This is a genomic window from Sphingobacteriales bacterium, assembly GCA_016700115.1.
In the GTDB taxonomy this organism is placed as follows: domain Bacteria; phylum Bacteroidota; class Bacteroidia; order Chitinophagales; family UBA2359; genus UBA2359.
On the sequence record CP064999.1, the window covers coordinates 1 to 17161 of the forward strand.

A 17161-nucleotide genomic window follows, 5' to 3' on the forward strand; every position below is an offset into this window, starting at 1 on the left:
CTGAAAACTAACCTTTGACACCTATTAAATCAAAACTTTGGCTTTTAGTCTTAATATTCTTGGCAATAACACAAGTCCCTAAAGTGTATTGGTAGTTATTTCCCTAAATCCCATCTGCATTTCAAAATTAGGAGAAATTAATACCCTTATATCCCCTGCAGGGGATTTAGGGGTAAAAAAGGGTCAAGCGTGCGAAACAGGGCATGATTGATGTGCATACAAAATCTTCTACCAACTCAATGCGGTTGTATTGATAATTATTCCCAACCCAATCGAAGGTAGTGGATAATTCTTGGATGGGCAAACCAAATGGGTAGTAATGTGTTTTAGCCCTCTTTGATGATCCGGCTCACTTCATCTTCTGATAATCCGGTCAGATTTGCCAATGTTTTCACATCTACTCCTGCTCCCGCACCTTTCTAATCACTTCTCTTAACCCTTCTTTCTTTCCTTCCTCTCACCTTGCTCCTTTCCTTCATCAAATGCCGTATCTAATGAGTTTTTCAAATCGCGGTAATACTTCAAACTGTCTTCATAAGACTGCAACTCCTCTCTCGTGAATTTGGCCTTCCGCCACCTCAAACAATCGCTCAAAGATGCGCTCCGCAATCGGTCAGGGAACTCGTTCCAGACGGTTTAAGTTTTTAGCACGTATAGCCATTTCTCAAATCGAGTGTCTAACTCTTCTACCTGCTTATCGAATTTTGGCATCTCTCAAGTAGATAAACGTCAACTTGTCGTAGAACACTTTGCAGGTTTCTATATCTGCGTTTTACATCATAGCGGTATTTGTTACGTTCTGCTTTATCCTCCTCAAATACAAAATCTAATATTGCCACTGTATAAACCGCCTTTAACTCATAGTTCCAATCTGCTCGTTTGGCTTGCTCTTGTATAGGGAAGGTGGCATAGTACAAAGTCCTGTCTTTGAAGAAATTCTGCTTCGATTTTTGTAGCTCAACGATGAACTTTTCACCTCGTTCGTTCTCGCAATACAGATCAAAAATAGCCCTTCGGTCTGTTACGCCTGCCGAGGTATTCCGTTTTAGGTAGGTCAGTTCCTTTATTTTGCCTACTTGTTCGCGCAACAACTCGTTCAGAAAATCCAACAGCAAGTCCTTGTTGGGTTCTTCTCCAAACAACTTTTGAACCCAAAGTCGGTGAAAGGGTTGACGTATCTTTCTCTAAATTCGTTCATTTCTATTGATTATCAGACAAAGATACGTTTTTTGCTTGTTGTGATTTTCCCTTTTTGCCGGAGGTTACCTACCCCGATTTTTGAGTTAATCACCACTGCCCTGTTTGAGGGTCAAGCGTGCGAAATAGGGGCATGATTGACATGCAACCCAAAATCTTCTACCAACTCAATGCCGTTGTACTGATAGTTATTCGCCTCTACCCCTACCGATGCTTCAAAAATAGGGCTTAGTTTTTGAATGGGCAAGCCTTGTTACCCCTAAATCCCCTACAGGGGACTTTTTACTTGCTTCGTAGGGGAAGTTGTGGGTTAAGGGGTAAAGAATAAACGGTTTTGTACAATCTGTTTTATTGATTCAAACACTGCTTTTGTATCTGCTTTAACCGCTTCGTTTGTAAAACGTATGACTTTAATTCCGAGTTGTTCCAGTTCTACAGTACGAGCAACATCGTATTGGTACTGTTCTTTAATTTGGTGGATGGAACCGTCAATTTCAACAACCAAACCTGCCTGATGGCAATAAAATCGGCAATAAAATACAAAAAGGGTCTTGTCTTCTGAAATTGACCCCCACAACATTGGTTTTTCATAGGTACTGCCAACAATCCTCTGCTAACTTTTAAATTGTGCAGATTCCAAGTAAGAAAAATATTTTTCTTAGAGGAAAAAACTTTTTTCCTTGAGGATAACTAATTTTTCTTAGAGGAAAAAGCTCCTTTCCTAAAGGAAAACTAATTTTTCTTAGAGGTTTAAATGTTTTTCTTACAAGTAAACTAATTTTCTTTTAGGGTAAAAAATTTTGTCTGGAATAAAAAATATTCTCTTAGAGGGTTTGTGATTTTTCTTACAGGAAAAATAAATTTTCTTTGAGGAATAGCTCCTTTTCTAAAAGAAAACTAATTTTACTTAGAGGAAATAAAATTTTTCATAGAAGAAAATATTTTTTCTAAGAGGAAAAATATTTTTTCCTAAAGGAATTTTCAAAAGTCAACCATTTTTAGCCGGTTCTTCCTTGTTGTTCAATTGTTTGCAAAATATATTTGCAAGACCTGTGAGGTAAAAAACAAACAAAGTCCTTTATATTTAAGACATTAGGAGCTAAAACCGAATTTAATTTAGTGTTAAAACCAAAAAATGCAAAAATATTTAGCCCAAAGTTGAACTAATTTGTGATTTAGTTGTTTTTCAAACAATTAAGAAGATGACTTGAACAAATCAGAATCACTTCTTCACCCAAAGCTTCATTTCTTATTAACTATTTAAAATCTAAATCATGTCAGATTTAAAATCAAATTAGACTTCGCCCCTTAAAACTCATCAGAGACCAAAAAAAGGCTGCTTTGATTGATGCTTTGCGATTGTTGGCAAGCAATATTGAAGATACGGGCGGTAATGATGCTGCAAAATTAGCCGATACCGGTTTTTATATTTACGGGGTCCGAAAAGTTTGTAGCGATACAGGCAATATCGAAAACCTTCGTCTCAGTTATGGCAAAATCAGCGGCACAGTTGTGGTAAGGTAAATAAAGCCAATTTACCCTGATGTATGAATGTCGTTACACGGAAGGTGAATTTAGCGAAAATGCGGATTGGATTTATCTGCCCGGATCTACAAAAACCAAAATGATTATCTCCGGTCTGACTCTTGGAAGAAGTATTTGGGTACAGGTGAGATGTATTAACGGAAAGGTAAAGGTAATTGGGTGACCCGCACAACTGATTTTCATACATTAGAAGACAAGTATTTGCAGGTCTCATAAATCAAATCCCTCTCCCAATTTTTGAGAGTGGGATTTGTTTTTTACAAAAAAACAAAACGGACACCGGCAAACCGTCGGACTATATGCTTCATGTACCCGCTTTAAAACTGAATACCTGTTTGTTTGTTTCAGGATTAGACCGCACAAATGAGTTTCAAAGAAATTAGCAAGAACCTGAACCGGAAATCCCAATTTTAGACAATGAGTGCGGTAAAGTTCTGAACTTGTTTTACCTGTAAATGTTCTTACCTTTAAAAAGTAGGTTAAAACCATGTTTCGCTTTTCGGTTTTAAAGCAAGTATAATCTATATGTTTTACAAAAAAACGGTTGCCGGAGTAGGTAAATATGTTTAATTTTGCAGAATAGATTTTATAAAGCAGTAAAAACATAGATGTTTCACTGAATGATTGACAACTATTTTTAATACGAAATTTAACCACAACAAAAAAATTTTAAATGGAAAACAAAGCTAACGAAAGCGGCAAGTGCCCTGTTACCAAGGCTTTCACACAAAATGAGTATTGCCGGAGGTGGGACAGGCAACCGGGATTGGTGGCCCAATCAGTTAAAGTTAACCTGCTTCGTCAACGCTCGTCCTTATCAAATCCGATGGGCGAAAATTTCAACTATGCCGAAGCCTTTAACAGTTTAGATTTAAAAGCGGTCAAGCAAGATCTTCACCAATTGATGACCGATTCCCAGGACTGGTGGCTGCCGATTTTGGGCCATTACGGACCTTTTTTCATTCAGAATGTCCTGGCATAGTGCGGGCACCTATCGCACCGGTGACGGAAGAGGCGGTGCCAGTGCCGGTCAACCCAGGTTTCACCTCTCAACAGTTGGCCGGATAATACCAACCTCGACAAAGCTCGCCGGTTGCTCTGGCCTATTAAACAAAAATATGGCAGTAAAATTTCCTGGGCTGATTTGATGATTTTGACCGGTAACGTTGCCTTAGAGTCCATGGGATTTAAGACTTTTGGATTTGCGGGTGGTCGGGAAGATGTTTGGGAGCCGGAAGAAGATGTGTATTGGGGCTCTGAAACTACCTGGTTGGACGATAAACGCTATTCGGGCGAACGCAATCTCGAAAATCCTTTGGCAGCCGTTCAAATGGGTTTGATTTATGTAAACCCCGAAGGGCCAAACGGAAACCCTGACCCGATAGCCGCAGCAAAAGATATTCGCGAAACTTTTTCCCGCATGGCTATGAACGATGAAGAAACAGTAGCCCTGATTGCCGGCGGACACACATTTGGCAAGGCTCATGGAGCAGGTGATCCCAGTTTGCTGGGTCCCGAACCGGAAGCGCCGGAATAGAAGAGCAGGGGTTTGGGCTGGAACAGCAAATATGGTACGGGCAAAAGGCGGTGATACCATTACCGGTGGACCGGAAGTTACCTGGACTACTACCCCTATCCGATGGGAAACAATTTTTTGAAAACCTGTTTGCTTATGAATGGGAGCTTACAAAAAGTCCTGCCGGTGCTCAGCAATGGGTGGCAAAAACGGAGCCGGAGCAGGCACTATTCCCGATGCGCACGACCCTGGCAAAAAACATTCGCCAACAATGCTCACCACAGACCTTTCGTTGCGCTATGACCCGGTGTGTGAAAAAATCTCTAAGCGGTTTTTGGAAAACCCTGATCAGTTTGCAGAGGCTTTTGCCCGCGCATGGTTCAAACTAACCCATCGCGATTGAAATTCACTTCGCGCTATTTAGGACCTAAGTTCCGAAAGAAGTATTGATTTGGCAAGACCCAATTCCGGCAGTTAATCATGATTTGATTGATGAGCATGATATTGAAGCCTTGAAAAGCAAAAATTTTAGAGACCGGATTATCGGTTTCTCAATTAGTTTCTACCGCATGGGCTTCGGCATCAACTTTCCGCGGTTTCGGACAAACGTGGCGGGGGCTAACGGAGCGAGAATCCGGCTTATGCCTCAAAATTCTGGAAAGTCAATCAGCCTGAACAGTTGGCTGTTGTGTTGGACGCACTCGAAAAAATCCAAAAGATTTTAACAGCACACCTTTGACCAATACCAAAGTTTCACTTGCCGATCTCATTGTTTTAGGAGGTTGTGCAGCTATTGAAAAAGCAGCCAAAAATGCCGGCTACGAGGTTAAAGTACCCTTTACCCCCGGCCGGATGGATGCTTCACAAGAACAAACCGATATTGACTCTTTTTCTGTTCTGGAACCGGTTGCCGATAGTTTTCGAAATTACCTGAAATCAAAGTTAACCATCTCAACCGAAGCCCTTTTGATAGACAAAGCGCAGTTGTTGACCTTAACTGCTCCCGAAATGACGGTTTTGCTTGGAGGGATGCGGGTGCTAAATGCCAACTACAACCAATCGAAACACGGCGTTTTTACCTCCCGTCCCGTTTCAGGAGAAAAATTTGTGAACGACTTTGTCAAAGCCTGGAACAAGGTGATGAACCTCGACCGCTTTGATTTGCATTAACAACAGGCAGCAGATTGGATCGTATTATTAAATTGGTATCTTATTAAAACGAAAAAGGTGGACTGGAAACAGTCCACCTTTCTTTGTTTTAGCCTGATTTCTTGTGGTATCATACTATACAAATTGTATGTCTCACATAGCCTAATTGTAAAGAACAACATAACTGATATACAAAACAGCAACACATTATCCAAAAATAACGGGGAGTGTTTGACTTTTAAACAGTGCAGCGCAATAAGATTAGACTAATTTGAAATTACAAACCGTGTTCTCGAGTTTGTTCCCGTTTGATACTTGCCGTTAAAAGTTTACGGATAAAAACCTAAGTGCATTGCTACGGAGAATTTTGTCTGCAATTATTTCGGGTTCTATGTTGAAAGCAGTGCGATAATTTCCTCATTGTTGAACAGGTATTTGTCTTTATCTATAATCAGGCTATTATCGTTCACCCGATTTAAAAATCAATAATATCGCTTCGAGTTTCCTGCATCCGGGAGGCATCTTTGTAGCTGTCCATCGGATTGATTGCACCATCGAAGTCTGAGCCAAGTGCTATAATATCCCACGCAGACGCTTGTCCAACTACTTTTGCGATATGCAAAGGGCTGGCTAAAAACAATTTAATGTATTCGTCTTTATGTTGTTGCGACCCGTTGATTGATTTTTTTATGGATTTTACAGCCTCTTTTCCTCCTAATCTGGTGTCTTCGAGCATAATGCCAATCAGCCCGTTTGATTGGTGGATTTTGATGATTTCATCATCATAAAGGTTAAAACTCCATTGATGCAAATATTGTTTTTTATTTGTTTGGGCTTGTCGCGTCTGAATTTGTTCATTTTTTTAAAAGCAATATCAGAGCTTTGGATGCCATTTACCCCGCCATGACTGTAAAAAATCGGGATTTGATTGTGATATTTTTCTTCAAGCAGTTGGTAATATTGCAGTCGGCTTGTCAAACTCATGTGTTTAATATCTATCAGAATACGTTTGCCATTTTCAGTCGAAAGCAGTTGCTCAATGGCATGATAGCCTAAGGGTGTAATTCCTTCCATTTGCCCCATCCTCTCGTTAACCATAGCACTGATTAGTCCTTTACTTGTACGGGTTTGCCCGCAAAGTTGATTCCAAAAATGATTGGCAAGTGTAATTGAAAATAATGGATAATTTTGTTTCAATTCTAAAATGTTGGCAGAAACTAATGTTTTGAGTTGCAGAGGTTGCTTTTTTCCAGTCTCAGGGTTTTAGGAATACCGGTACCTAAGACATGACCGCCCTCTATATTCATGACCACTGCTACTGTATTGGGTTTTTGTGCTAAAACCGTTTTAATTTCTTTAAAATCGTTGACTACTTCATATTTATAGCGGCCATAAGGTTCATTTGCCGCATTCATGTCCAAAAAGAGGTTCATCTCGTTTTTGGCTTCTACAAAATAATCAACATCATTATCCTGAAGGTCGAGTATTTTTTCAGTACTTGCACCTGCAAAAAAAGCCATTGTAGCTGCCAATTTTTCGCGATTCCAAAAAAATGCTTTGGTAAAAAAACGGTTATGGGTAAATTCTCTTTGAATAGGGCAGACAGAGGCAAATACCACTTTCACATCTCCTTTTACTAAATTGTTAAAATTGCTGCATGAAACAGGGGGCACTTTTTGGTAAGCGCCAATTAGATTTGGAAACTTATAAACTCCATGCGCACACGTTGTCTGTTCCGTCCAAAGTTCGGGTTGGGGATTAAGCTGACCATAAGCTCTGTTATAAGGCTTAAGTGAAATGTGGGCATGAATGTCAATATGATATAGTGAATCAATACTGTGATTTTGTCCCCATACATTTAAAAATGTAAAAAAAACAAAGAATAAAAATGAAATAATGCGGATGTTCATTGCAAAACTATTTTCTCAATTTAATAAATTCTAAAATTGAATAAAATGGTTTGCATTTGGAATGGAGTGAGTTCTATACAGAGAGGAAGCCCTTTCTTTAAGAATAAAAATGTTGGTTGGGTTATAGGAGAGCAACAGAATATCATAAAAAAGGGATAACAGGACTTAAAGTTCGCTGTTATCCCTTTTTTCCTAAGAATTAAAGCCAATGTAAAACATTAATAGCGTATTTGTTGAATACCGATGACGCTGGCATTAGGCATATAGAGGTTAAAGTCGGCCACACTGACAGTTCTGTCTAAATTGCAATCGCCATTCAGATATTGGTTAATCATAGATGCCTGACTTTGGTAATGGTTAAAATCGGCTACACTGACAACGCCGTCGGCATTAAAATCACCCGCTATCATCGCAAGATTGCCATCCGGCATAACTACGGATTGAGTATCTCCGCCCATCACATAGCTTGCGCTTGCGTTAAAAGTATATGGATTCATATTAGGAAACGGAACTGTAACTGCACTCATTTGGGCTAAATGATTTCTGTGGCGAACGACTATATAAAAGCTTTCGTTAGCAGGTATATTGTAAAACCGTACAGCATCTTTTCCTTTATCCACTATGTTTCCATTGTTGAGCAGTAAGGCGGCTTTTTGGTCAACAATATTGTCAAAGTTGGCAGCGTCCCTTAATTCAAGCAAGACCCAATCTACCATATTAGCAGGCAATTCATCGGCACATTCTGAACCGTTATAATTCCAGGGCGGTTGGTTAAAGGGCTGTTCGGTGGGAATAAGATTGTACTGTTTCAGGGTGGTGCTCATCAGTCCGTCTCCTAAGTAGGGACCCTGCAAAAACACTTTCACCTTTGCTTTTACCGGTTCATAAACGGCATCCTTAATGCTTACACAAACTTCGCCGTAGTTGTATCCGAACGGGGTGCTTGCCGAAGCAATCTGAAGGAAATACTGGTTGTCGGGAGTTAGGTTATTTACAATTACCGGATCGGCGCAACGGGATGGGTTGGCAACACAATACACTTGTGTTAAGTTTCCGCAAACACCGGAGTAGATGGATGCGACATGAACAAATTCGCCGGAAGTACTTAAATAGATTTTGCCTGAAGCGGGAGCGGTGAAGGTAAACCATATTGCAGCAGTTGGGTTAACATCACAACTTGTCGGAGCACCGTTCAGATTCACATCGTTCAGCATCGTATAAACTGTCGCATTAGGAATAGCGGTAGTAATAGTTGTGGTATATTGACCGGATTGCGATTCGCCATAAGCACTTGTTACGACATAATAAGTAACTCCGGCAGTCAGGGAAACATTAACCTGCGACTGTTGTATTCCGTTAAAATCGTCGTTACCGGCAACATAGGTGGCACAAGGATTATTGGGATTGAAACTTGTATGGTAAACATGCAGGTAGCCGTCCATTTGCGGGTAATAACTTTGTACGGTGTAATTGCCTGTAGTACTGACAGTAAAAGTAAAATAGTCGTACCGCACATAAACGGTACTGATTGAGCATGTGTTGCCTTGATTAGGACGGTAATAATAATTTGAGCTATTGGCAGTCGAAGCGGTATGTTCGGTAAAGGGTACTTGTAAATCAACCAATGGCCCATAAAAAGTTGCGGCATTATTATTAGCTACGGTACAATCATCACCAACTGAAAGGTTAATGGCATCAGTACAAATATCGTTCACAGGTGCTTGTGGTGGTGTTTTCAACGCCATACAAACATTGCCTTCAATCGTAGCAAAATAACCGGTAATTTGAACGCGGTAGGTTTGTCCGGCGGTCAACCCGTTTAGGGTGATACTGTGTCCGTAATCGGTGCCGCTTACTTCGGAGAGCGAGCCGCAATTGCCGCTGTAAACTGTAATAACATCGGCAAAATCTGCCCCGCTGTCAATTTCTACTTTTCCAGAAGCAGGAGCAACAAAACGATACCAAACGGAAGAACGGGAGCGGTTGTTCAGGCTCGGAACAGGTTCGTTCACCTCAAGGGTTGCGTTGCGGTTATTTCCAGAAACGCAATTGGCATCAATGTTTAAAAGAATAGATGCGCTGCAGTTGTCGTTTACAGGAGCAGGAGGAACTATGCCGCCTGACGAAATGCTAACACAGGTCGTGCCGTTTGTCGCTCCAAAAGTTCCGACGCGGCCGCTGACACGCACAAAATAGGTTTGTCCGGCAATTAGTCCGGTTACCCTGACATTTTCACCGGTAAATCCAAATTCATCGCGGTTATGGCAAATCACGGGGTCAGGAGTTGCAATTTCCGGAGAAAACGGAAATGACATCGTTAAAATCAGAATCGCTGTTGATGGTAACTACACCGCCGGCAGGTGCAACAAATGAAAACCAAATTCCGGCTTTGGTGCTGTCAACGCAGGCATCGGCAGGCCCGTCAAAAATGGCATTCACATTAGATGCCTCCACACAGGGCCCATTCACGGTTACCGCCTCTGCGCGGGTGCAAAGGTCATTTATTTCCCCCCATCCACTCACTTTTACATTGTCAAAACTGGCCCACCATGCCCAGGAACCGCCATCACCATAGGCAAATGCTACCCTTAAATCCTGAGACCGGTATGCAGATATGTCAATTGTTACATGTCCAAAGTCCTGATAACTGTAACCTTCAAAATTTTCGCCTGAAAAAACCCTGACGGGAATTAGTTCGTTGTTATAAAAAACGGCTATTGCTAAGAACGAATTCTGATAGGCTCTGAAATGAACATCTACATCCAGGATAATATTGGCAAATAAGGTAGCATCGAAAGTGGGTGAAAGCAATACCACTGTAGAAGGATCGGCATCCTGCCCGATGGCATCGTCATTAAAATAGGCCATGCAAGTCCCGTTCATATCATAAGACCAAACAGTGTCTTGACCGATTTGCCATCCGGTATCGCCGCTGTCAATATAATTGATCCAACCTGCCGGAAGAGCACATCCGTCAAAATTTTCATTCAACAAAGACCGGCTTACTTTAAAATTATCAAACGCAGCCCACCAATTCCATACATTACCATCTTCATATTCAAATCGTACGCGCATATTAGCCCCTGCATAAGCAGAAATGTCTATCAATGCAGGTATATATTGGTCGTAATAATTGCCCCAATAGTTTTGCCCCTGATAGACTGCGACAGGAATCCAATTTGTTGTACCGTTTTGAGATACCAGAATTCTAAATGCATCAGAACCATTCCAGTTTCTGAAATGTACATCTGCTTCCAATATTAGTTGAGTACCGGCAGCACCTGTCCCGTCAAAAGCAGGCGAGGTGATTTGTGCAGTCCAGGCACCGGTGGAATTACCGGTTATGTCGTCGTCAAAATACACCATACACGTACCATCAATACTTGAGCCGCCGGATGCCGGATTATCGGGAATACCAATGCCCCATGTAGCACCCTGATAGCCAATCAGGTTGGTTGTCCATCCTGTTGGTAATATACAGTCATTAAAGTCTTCTTCAATAATTGGAGGTGCTTGTACAGGTGTTTGAGAATTGGCTACTTGCAAGTTTAAAAACAAAGCCACAAGCAAAACATACAAGCAATAAGTAGGGTGGGCAGAACTAAACTTCATAGCTTAGTGATTTAGAAAAAATGGTGGTAAAAAATTTATGAACCCAATTTGAGATGACTTCCGGCACTGTTATCAATATATAAAACCAGATTCAAGGTCTTTATTTTGTCTTCAAAATATGTAAAGAATTAGGTAGTCATTCCATTAGAGGGACTTTCCTAATCAAGGGGTAAATATAACTGCTTTATTGATTTATATGTGCAAGTTACCGTTAAAAAAAAATATGAACAGATGCGTTATCATTTTGCATAAAAAAACGAACTTTACCCTGTATTTCAACTTTTTAAAGTTTATTCCGTAAAAATACAAGGTTTTGCATGGATAGCGAAAACTGGTTTTTCGTTAATTTTTTGCTGGTTTAGCAAATTCCGTTTTCCGGGATAAAACTATTTTAACCGCTAATTTTTTTAAAAAAACAAGCATATCGAAATACTGATTTAATTGGAAACTGTTTTCCGGTCAATTGTTTTTCAGTCCGCATAAATACATTTACTTATGAGTTGCGCTACCGGTACTATTGCTCCATACACTCCTTCTGTCAATGTTCCTGGAATCGAAAAAGGGTTGCCCATCTTTATCGCCGTATGGGTTTTGGAGCGACTAATCAGCAAATAACGGGGGTTGCCATGTCGCCTACTGCATTGGTTGACCAAATTGTCAATCAGGCAGTTGCACTCCCACTACCGACCCCTCCGGTCTGGTATGATTGGACTCGATTTCCGGTTGATGATTATGAAGAATATGGCGAAGATATTTATGACCATCGCGAAGAATGGGTAGAATCTGGCTGACAAGTATGATCGCCAACGGCTTCAGAGAAAAAATGGCCCTTTTTTGGCACAATCATTTTGTAACAGAATGGGAAAGTTATACTTGTTCTTCCTATCTGTATCAGTACCACAAATTATTGCAACAGTATGCTTTGGGAAATTTTAAATTGTTTGCCCATTATATGGGGACTACTCCCGCAATGTTGCTATATCTGAACGGCAACCAAAACGAAGTGGGTAATCCTAATCAAAACTATGCCCGAGAGTTGATGGAGTTGTTTACGATGGGTCAAAACAATGGTTATACCGAAGAAGATGTTCAGGAGATGGCACGCGCGCTCACCGGATGGAAAGTGCCTTATAGCACAGAAATATATGCCTACACTTGTGCCGATTCATTTTTTTACGCACCGTTGTTTGATAATACTCCAAAAACAATATTCGGACAAACAGGAAACTGGCGAAATGATGCCAATCCTGCAAACCCGGAAAATGTTGTAAATCTTATTTTCACCTACCGGCAAGATCAGGCCGCTACCTATATCTGTACCAAACTGTATAAACATTTTGTCGCACCCGACCCAGACGATACAATCATTGCAGCATTGGCCACAACTTTCAAAACCAATAACTTTGAAATAGCACCGGTTATCCGGCAATTGTTTAAAAGCGAACATTTCTTTGACGATGCCAATATCGGTCACCTCATCAAAAGCCCGATTGAATTTGCAGTAGGATTGCACCATACATTGCAAATACCTTATGATAATAACCGCCTGAACGGTATTTATTACGATTGTGCAAGTATGGCACAAGAGCTGTTTGAACCGGTGAATGTTGCAGGATGGCCGGGACAACGAACCTGGATCAACGAAAACAATCTTACCCGTCGTTGGGATTCGGGCAGTTATTATGCCTATTATGTTGATGATGCTACCCTCAATTCGTGGGTACAGTTAGCCAAAGATCTGACCTCAAACTCCAACAATCCGGCGGTGATTGCTGCTGCCATTGCAGACTTTTTGTTGCCAAATGGATTAGAAACCCCCGATGAGTATGCAACCGCGACCGATGTGTTAAAAGGAAGTATTCCTCAAAACTACTTCGACGATGGTTCGTGGAACCTCGATTGGGAAGAAGCCCTCGATCAGGTTCGAAATTTGATTATTTACCTCATCAAACTTCCTACTTTCCAACTGACTTAGCAGAGTCGGTTGTAAAATAAATGTCTTTACCAACATCTCAATCTCAAAATTATATGTGCGATAATCATAACGATCACCCAGATAAGGATCATCTCAGCAGCGAAGACAATGCTGTCAACCGTCGCGGAAAATGTTTGGAGCATGGTGAAGAGCATAAATTAGACCATGCCAAATGGAGCCGGCGCAACTTTTTACTTACTTCGGGCTTGTTTACAGCGGGTTCCGCCCTTATGTTTGGCAACTCCCGCCTTCAGGCGTTGGCAAAATCCCCGATGTTCAGTGCGATTAATGCTGCTGATAACGAGCGCATTTTAGTCATTATTAATTTGGGAGGCGGAAACGATGGTCTTAATACGATTGTACCCCGTTTCAATGATACTTATTATAGCCTTCGCCCCAATATAGCAATACAGGAAGCGCAAATGTTCGCGCTTAGCCCTGAATTTGGGATGCCAAACACCATGTTAAGCCTCGACCCAATGTGGCAGGACGGAAATATGGCGGTTGTTCATAGTGTAGCCTACCCTTCGCAAGACTACTCACATTTTAGAAGCACCGATATCTGGATGTCGGGAAGCAACTCCGACGAATATCTCAACACCGGTTGGGTAGGGAGATTTCTCGATCAGGAATATCCTGCGTTTGGCACAACACCGGCCAATTTTCCGGTTGGTTTGCAGGTAGGTTATCAGTCGAGCCTCTTGTTTTCAGGTTCTGATTTTCAAATGGGGTTGACCATTAATAACCTGACAGAGTTTTACCAGATTGCTTTGACCGGAGAGCTTTACGATACCAATATCAACGATGAATGTTCTTACGGACAGGAATTGTTGTTCATGCGCCAAACCGCAAATAATACAGTTCGATATGCGCAGTCTATCAAAGATGCTTACGACAACGCCAGTTTTTATGGTGCATATCCCAACAACTACTTAGCTTATCAGTTAGCGTTGGTTGGCAGGTTAATCAAAGGCAGATTAGGAACAAGAGTTTATATGGTTGAGATTGGCGGTTTTGACACCCATGCCAACCAAAACATCTACCACCCCGGATTAATGAACGAGATTGCAACGGCAGTTAGCGCTTTTTATAATGACCTCACAGAAGCCGGATATAATCAGGATGTCCTCACCATTACTTTTTCCGAGTTCGGCCGAACTTCCGGCGAAAATGGCTCAATAGGCACCGACCACGGACAAGCTGCCCCCTTATTAGTCTTTGGCGGAAATGTGAATGGCGGGTTTAAAGGTCAGTTTGGCGAAATTTCTCCTGTCAGCTATTACGACCAAGCCTATACCACCGATTTCCGTTCGGTGTATGCCACTATCCTTAAAGATTGGTTTTGTATTCAGCCCATTATTGTTGATGCCATTATGGGGCGACATTTTGATACCGTTCCCGATTTATTGCCCGAATGTACCCCGAGTTTAGGCTCAAACGATTTGGCAGTTTTGTTAGGACATAATCCGTCATTAACTCAGGCTAATACCATCTTGATCAAATATGCTATTTTGAAACGAGGACAAGTAAGACTACAAATACTCAACACAGCAGGGCAGGTAAAAGCAACTTTGGTCAATACTTCTTTGGAACCCAATAGTTACACTTTCCCCTTTAAAGCATCTGACTATGGCCTGCCGACCGGAGAATATCTCTACCGACTCGAAACAGGTGGAAAAGCTTATAGCAGAAAAATCAGGGTGCTGAGCTAAATCGTTAGCTATCATAGTAACGGTTCATGGATTTGTCGTCTTTAGTTAGTTGGAATTTATCATTATCCGATTGATAATTTCAATACTTATCAACTACTATAACAAGGCTTTATGGAACTAATTGGAGCATTTTTTACTTTATCATTAAACTTTTTAAAGCGGAAATAGTAAAACATCAGAAAACGATGTATCTTTGCCCTGCTTTTTTAAAAAGCGGATGGTGCGGTAGCTCAGTCGGTAGAGCAATGGACTGAAAATCCATGTGTCGGCGGTTCGACCCCGCCCCACACCACCCTAAAAACCCCATAATGGTTAAAGCCTTTATGGGGTTTTGTTTTTAATGCCTCCCCAAATCACAATTCATTCTATTTATGAAAAAGCTTTGGCACCTTCTTGTTCTAGTATTGCTGTTCTTGTTGGGCGTATCAGCTATCTATGGCGGACTTTTGCTCACCTTTGACCCGAGTGGAAACGCCATTCAACTTCCTTCGCAATGGATAACCGACACCATTTTCGGCAACTACCTGATACCGGGGTTGGCCTTACTTTGTATTTTGGGAGTTGGCAGCCTCGTCATCGCTACCCTTCTCATAAAAAAGTATGAATATGCCTACCTGCTAACCGCTGCTCAGGGAGCTGCTGTCTTTTTTTGGTTGTTTGTTCAAATAATCTCCATCCGGCAATACTTCTTCTTACAAACAGTCTTTGCTATTATCGGCCTTATCTTGTTTTTAGGTGGTTGGATATTGCATCGTCAAACTATTTCTTCCAGTAAGAACTAAGTGCTTTTACCATTAGTTATGTACTTATATATTAAAGCCCTGCACATCATTTTTGTAGTTACCTGGTTTGCCGGATTGTTCTACATTGTCCGCCTGTTTGTCTATCAGGCTGAAGCCAATCAAAAAGTAAGCCCGGAAAGAGAAATCCTTTTGCAGCAATTTGACCTCATGGCAAAACGGCTATGGTTCGGCATAACCTGGCCCTCAGCAATCATAACTTTAATTCTGGGAGGCTGGATTTTTTGGTTGTATGCTGCTACACCTTTGTGGCTTTGGGTAAAGTTGGGTTTTGTAACCGGGTTGTATCTCTACCATTTCACTTTGCACTACATTTACCGTCTGCACCAGCGACACGAATACCCCTTTACTTCTTATCAACTTCGGATTTGGAATGAAATTGCTACCATCTTTTTAATTGCAATTGTGTTTTTGGTTGTTGTTAAACAGAGTTTAAGCGTTGTTTGGGGGGTGCTTGGACTGGTTTTGTTGATTGTAGTGTTGATGATTGCTATTAAAGTGTATAAGATTTTGCGTAAGGAGAGGTAAAAGGAAGTGTGGTGTTTGTAAAGATCAAATTTCAGGTTGAAAAATGCATCCAGTCAAAGCGCATTTAACCTTAACGTGCAACTATTTTACACAAAGGGTGTTCTTTTTGTAAAGAAGGTGTAAATTTGCCCTGTTTTCAATAATATTGACTGTGAAATATTCTAATAATCATTTGGCAGAAGTCTATTGCGGGTTTCAATTTCCTGAGGAAACTGTTGTCTGGGATAGCACTTTTTTTGGTCAGTATTACGAGAAAATAAGAAATTCAGGTTTCAAGGACAGAGAAGAAAGGAAGGGCGTTCAAATTACGTTTAACGGGCTTTTGGCTGATTCCCAAAAGTTGCCTTTTGCAACTTCTCAAATTGAAGACCAAGTTATTTTTAGAAACAATGAAAAAGGGTTAGCCATTCTTATTGGCAAAGGCAGAGTTTCATTTCACTGTGTCAGAGGGTATCAAAGGTGGGATGTTTTTTTGAACGATTTTATTATACCTTTTTCTGAACATTATAAATCAATAGGATTGGGTAATGGTAAGCGACAATGCAGCGTAGTTTACTTGAATAAATTTACCAAAAGTGCCGACGAAACTTTATCTGACTATTTGACAATTATTAGTCCTTTAGAGCAAAGCTTTGGTATAGAAATAATTAGTTCCGTTCAGAGAGTAGTTTCAAACGAAAAAAATCTTTTAATTGCAAAGTTAAACTCACAAGTTGTTGATAAAACGAAGAATATAAATTTAGAATGTGGGGCAGTATGTGTAAACGAAGAGTGTATGAATAGCGACGATTGGAGTTATCAAGCAAGTCAAACGCATGAGCCAATATTGTCTTTTTTTGAAGCCATAATAACTAAAACTCTAAGGGAAGAGTTATGATACCACCGTTTTTAACCGATATTCCTGAATACAATAAGAGTATGTTTGATTGTGTTTCATTAAAAAATGAAATTGCCGTGAAATTAGACGCTATCGAAATATTAGACTATATGATTACTGTTTACCCTCGTAATGAAACGATTAACAGTTTTAATTTTGTCTATGGGCGTGTTGATTTTACTCCTGTTACATTCGGTAAAAATCAAAGTTCAGTCATCCATTTTGCTACTGAAATGTTCTCCCAGTCAGAGCCATTAGGAAATTTTGAAAGTGTTGTTCTCAACCAAACTTTCAAACGATTAACAAAAGAAAAACCAACCCTATTGGGTAGAAAATGATT

General features: G+C 40.7%; 14 protein-coding genes, 1 tRNA gene and 2 pseudogenes. 10 read left to right on the forward strand and 7 right to left on the reverse strand.

All coding sequences use genetic code 11. The features are described 5' to 3' along the window. Positions 1–432 precede the first annotated feature (432 nt). A pseudogene (locus tag IPM47_00005) lies at positions 433–1198 on the reverse strand (PD-(D/E)XK nuclease family transposase). A gap of 309 nt (positions 1199–1507) precedes the next feature. After that, the gene (locus IPM47_00010; protein QQS29378.1) at positions 1508–1777 is read right to left on the reverse strand and encodes a DUF559 domain-containing protein; all 270 of its coding nucleotides are present in this window, start codon (positions 1775–1777) and stop codon (positions 1508–1510) included. A gap of 761 nt (positions 1778–2538) precedes the next feature. On the opposite strand from IPM47_00010, the gene IPM47_00015 reads away from it, so the two are divergent. After that, positions 2539–2721: a hypothetical protein gene (locus IPM47_00015; GenBank protein ID QQS29379.1), complete on the forward strand. Its 183-nt coding sequence runs from the start codon at positions 2539–2541 to the stop codon at positions 2719–2721. 752 nt (positions 2722–3473) lie between these two features. Beyond that, positions 3474–5428 (forward strand): annotated as a pseudogene (katG, locus tag IPM47_00020) (catalase/peroxidase HPI). Between the two features lie 454 nt (positions 5429–5882). Here katG and IPM47_00025 read toward each other — a convergent pair. The 5 genes from IPM47_00025 to IPM47_00045 all read right to left on the reverse strand — a co-directional run bounded on the left by IPM47_00025 (position 5883) and on the right by IPM47_00045 (position 10929). Continuing rightward, complete coding sequence (locus IPM47_00025; protein QQS29380.1) at positions 5883–6218, reverse strand: membrane dipeptidase; 336 nt, start codon at positions 6216–6218, stop codon at positions 5883–5885. Beyond that, complete coding sequence (locus IPM47_00030; protein ID QQS29381.1) at positions 6152–6604, reverse strand: hypothetical protein; 453 nt, start codon at positions 6602–6604, stop codon at positions 6152–6154. The genes IPM47_00025 and IPM47_00030 overlap by 67 nt, the downstream gene beginning before the upstream one ends. 20 nt (positions 6605–6624) lie before the next feature. Continuing rightward, a complete protein-coding gene (locus IPM47_00035; GenBank protein ID QQS29382.1) occupies positions 6625–7317 on the reverse strand; it encodes a hypothetical protein in 693 nt (230 codons plus the stop codon). A 218-nt stretch (positions 7318–7535) separates the two neighbouring features. Further along, positions 7536–9632, reverse strand: coding sequence for a hypothetical protein (locus IPM47_00040; protein QQS29383.1), 2097 nt, complete (start codon positions 9630–9632; stop codon positions 7536–7538). After that, the gene (locus IPM47_00045) at positions 9595–10929 is read right to left on the reverse strand and encodes a choice-of-anchor J domain-containing protein (GenBank protein QQS29384.1); all 1335 of its coding nucleotides are present in this window, start codon (positions 10927–10929) and stop codon (positions 9595–9597) included. Before IPM47_00045 ends, IPM47_00040 begins: the two co-directional genes overlap by 38 nt. A gap of 626 nt (positions 10930–11555) precedes the next feature. Here IPM47_00045 and IPM47_00050 point away from each other — a divergent pair. From IPM47_00050 to IPM47_00085, 8 genes are all read left to right on the forward strand, one after another. Then, positions 11556–11720: a hypothetical protein gene (locus IPM47_00050; protein QQS29385.1), complete on the forward strand. Its 165-nt coding sequence runs from the start codon at positions 11556–11558 to the stop codon at positions 11718–11720. Next, positions 11702–12904, forward strand: coding sequence for a DUF1800 domain-containing protein (locus IPM47_00055; GenBank protein ID QQS29386.1), 1203 nt, complete (start codon positions 11702–11704; stop codon positions 12902–12904). Before IPM47_00050 ends, IPM47_00055 begins: the two co-directional genes overlap by 19 nt. A 53-nt stretch (positions 12905–12957) precedes the next feature. Further along, positions 12958–14616 carry a DUF1501 domain-containing protein gene (locus IPM47_00060; GenBank protein ID QQS29387.1) on the forward strand — a complete coding sequence of 553 codons (1659 nt, stop codon included), beginning with the start codon at positions 12958–12960 and terminating at the stop codon, positions 14614–14616. A 219-nt stretch (positions 14617–14835) separates the two neighbouring features. Beyond that, positions 14836–14908: transfer RNA gene (locus IPM47_00065), tRNA-Phe, on the forward strand. 79 nt (positions 14909–14987) lie between these two features. Further along, positions 14988–15398, forward strand: coding sequence for a hypothetical protein (locus IPM47_00070; GenBank protein QQS29388.1), 411 nt, complete (start codon positions 14988–14990; stop codon positions 15396–15398). 18 nt (positions 15399–15416) lie between these two features. Further along, entirely contained in the window at positions 15417–15944 is a 528-nt protein-coding gene (locus IPM47_00075; protein ID QQS29389.1) for a CopD family protein, read from the forward strand. A gap of 151 nt (positions 15945–16095) precedes the next feature. Continuing rightward, a complete protein-coding gene (locus IPM47_00080) occupies positions 16096–16821 on the forward strand; it encodes a TIGR04255 family protein (GenBank protein QQS29390.1) in 726 nt (241 codons plus the stop codon). Then, positions 16818–17159, forward strand: a complete 342-nt coding sequence (locus tag IPM47_00085; protein QQS29391.1) for a hypothetical protein — start codon at positions 16818–16820, stop codon at positions 17157–17159. Before IPM47_00080 ends, IPM47_00085 begins: the two co-directional genes overlap by 4 nt. Positions 17160–17161: the final 2 nt, after the last annotated feature.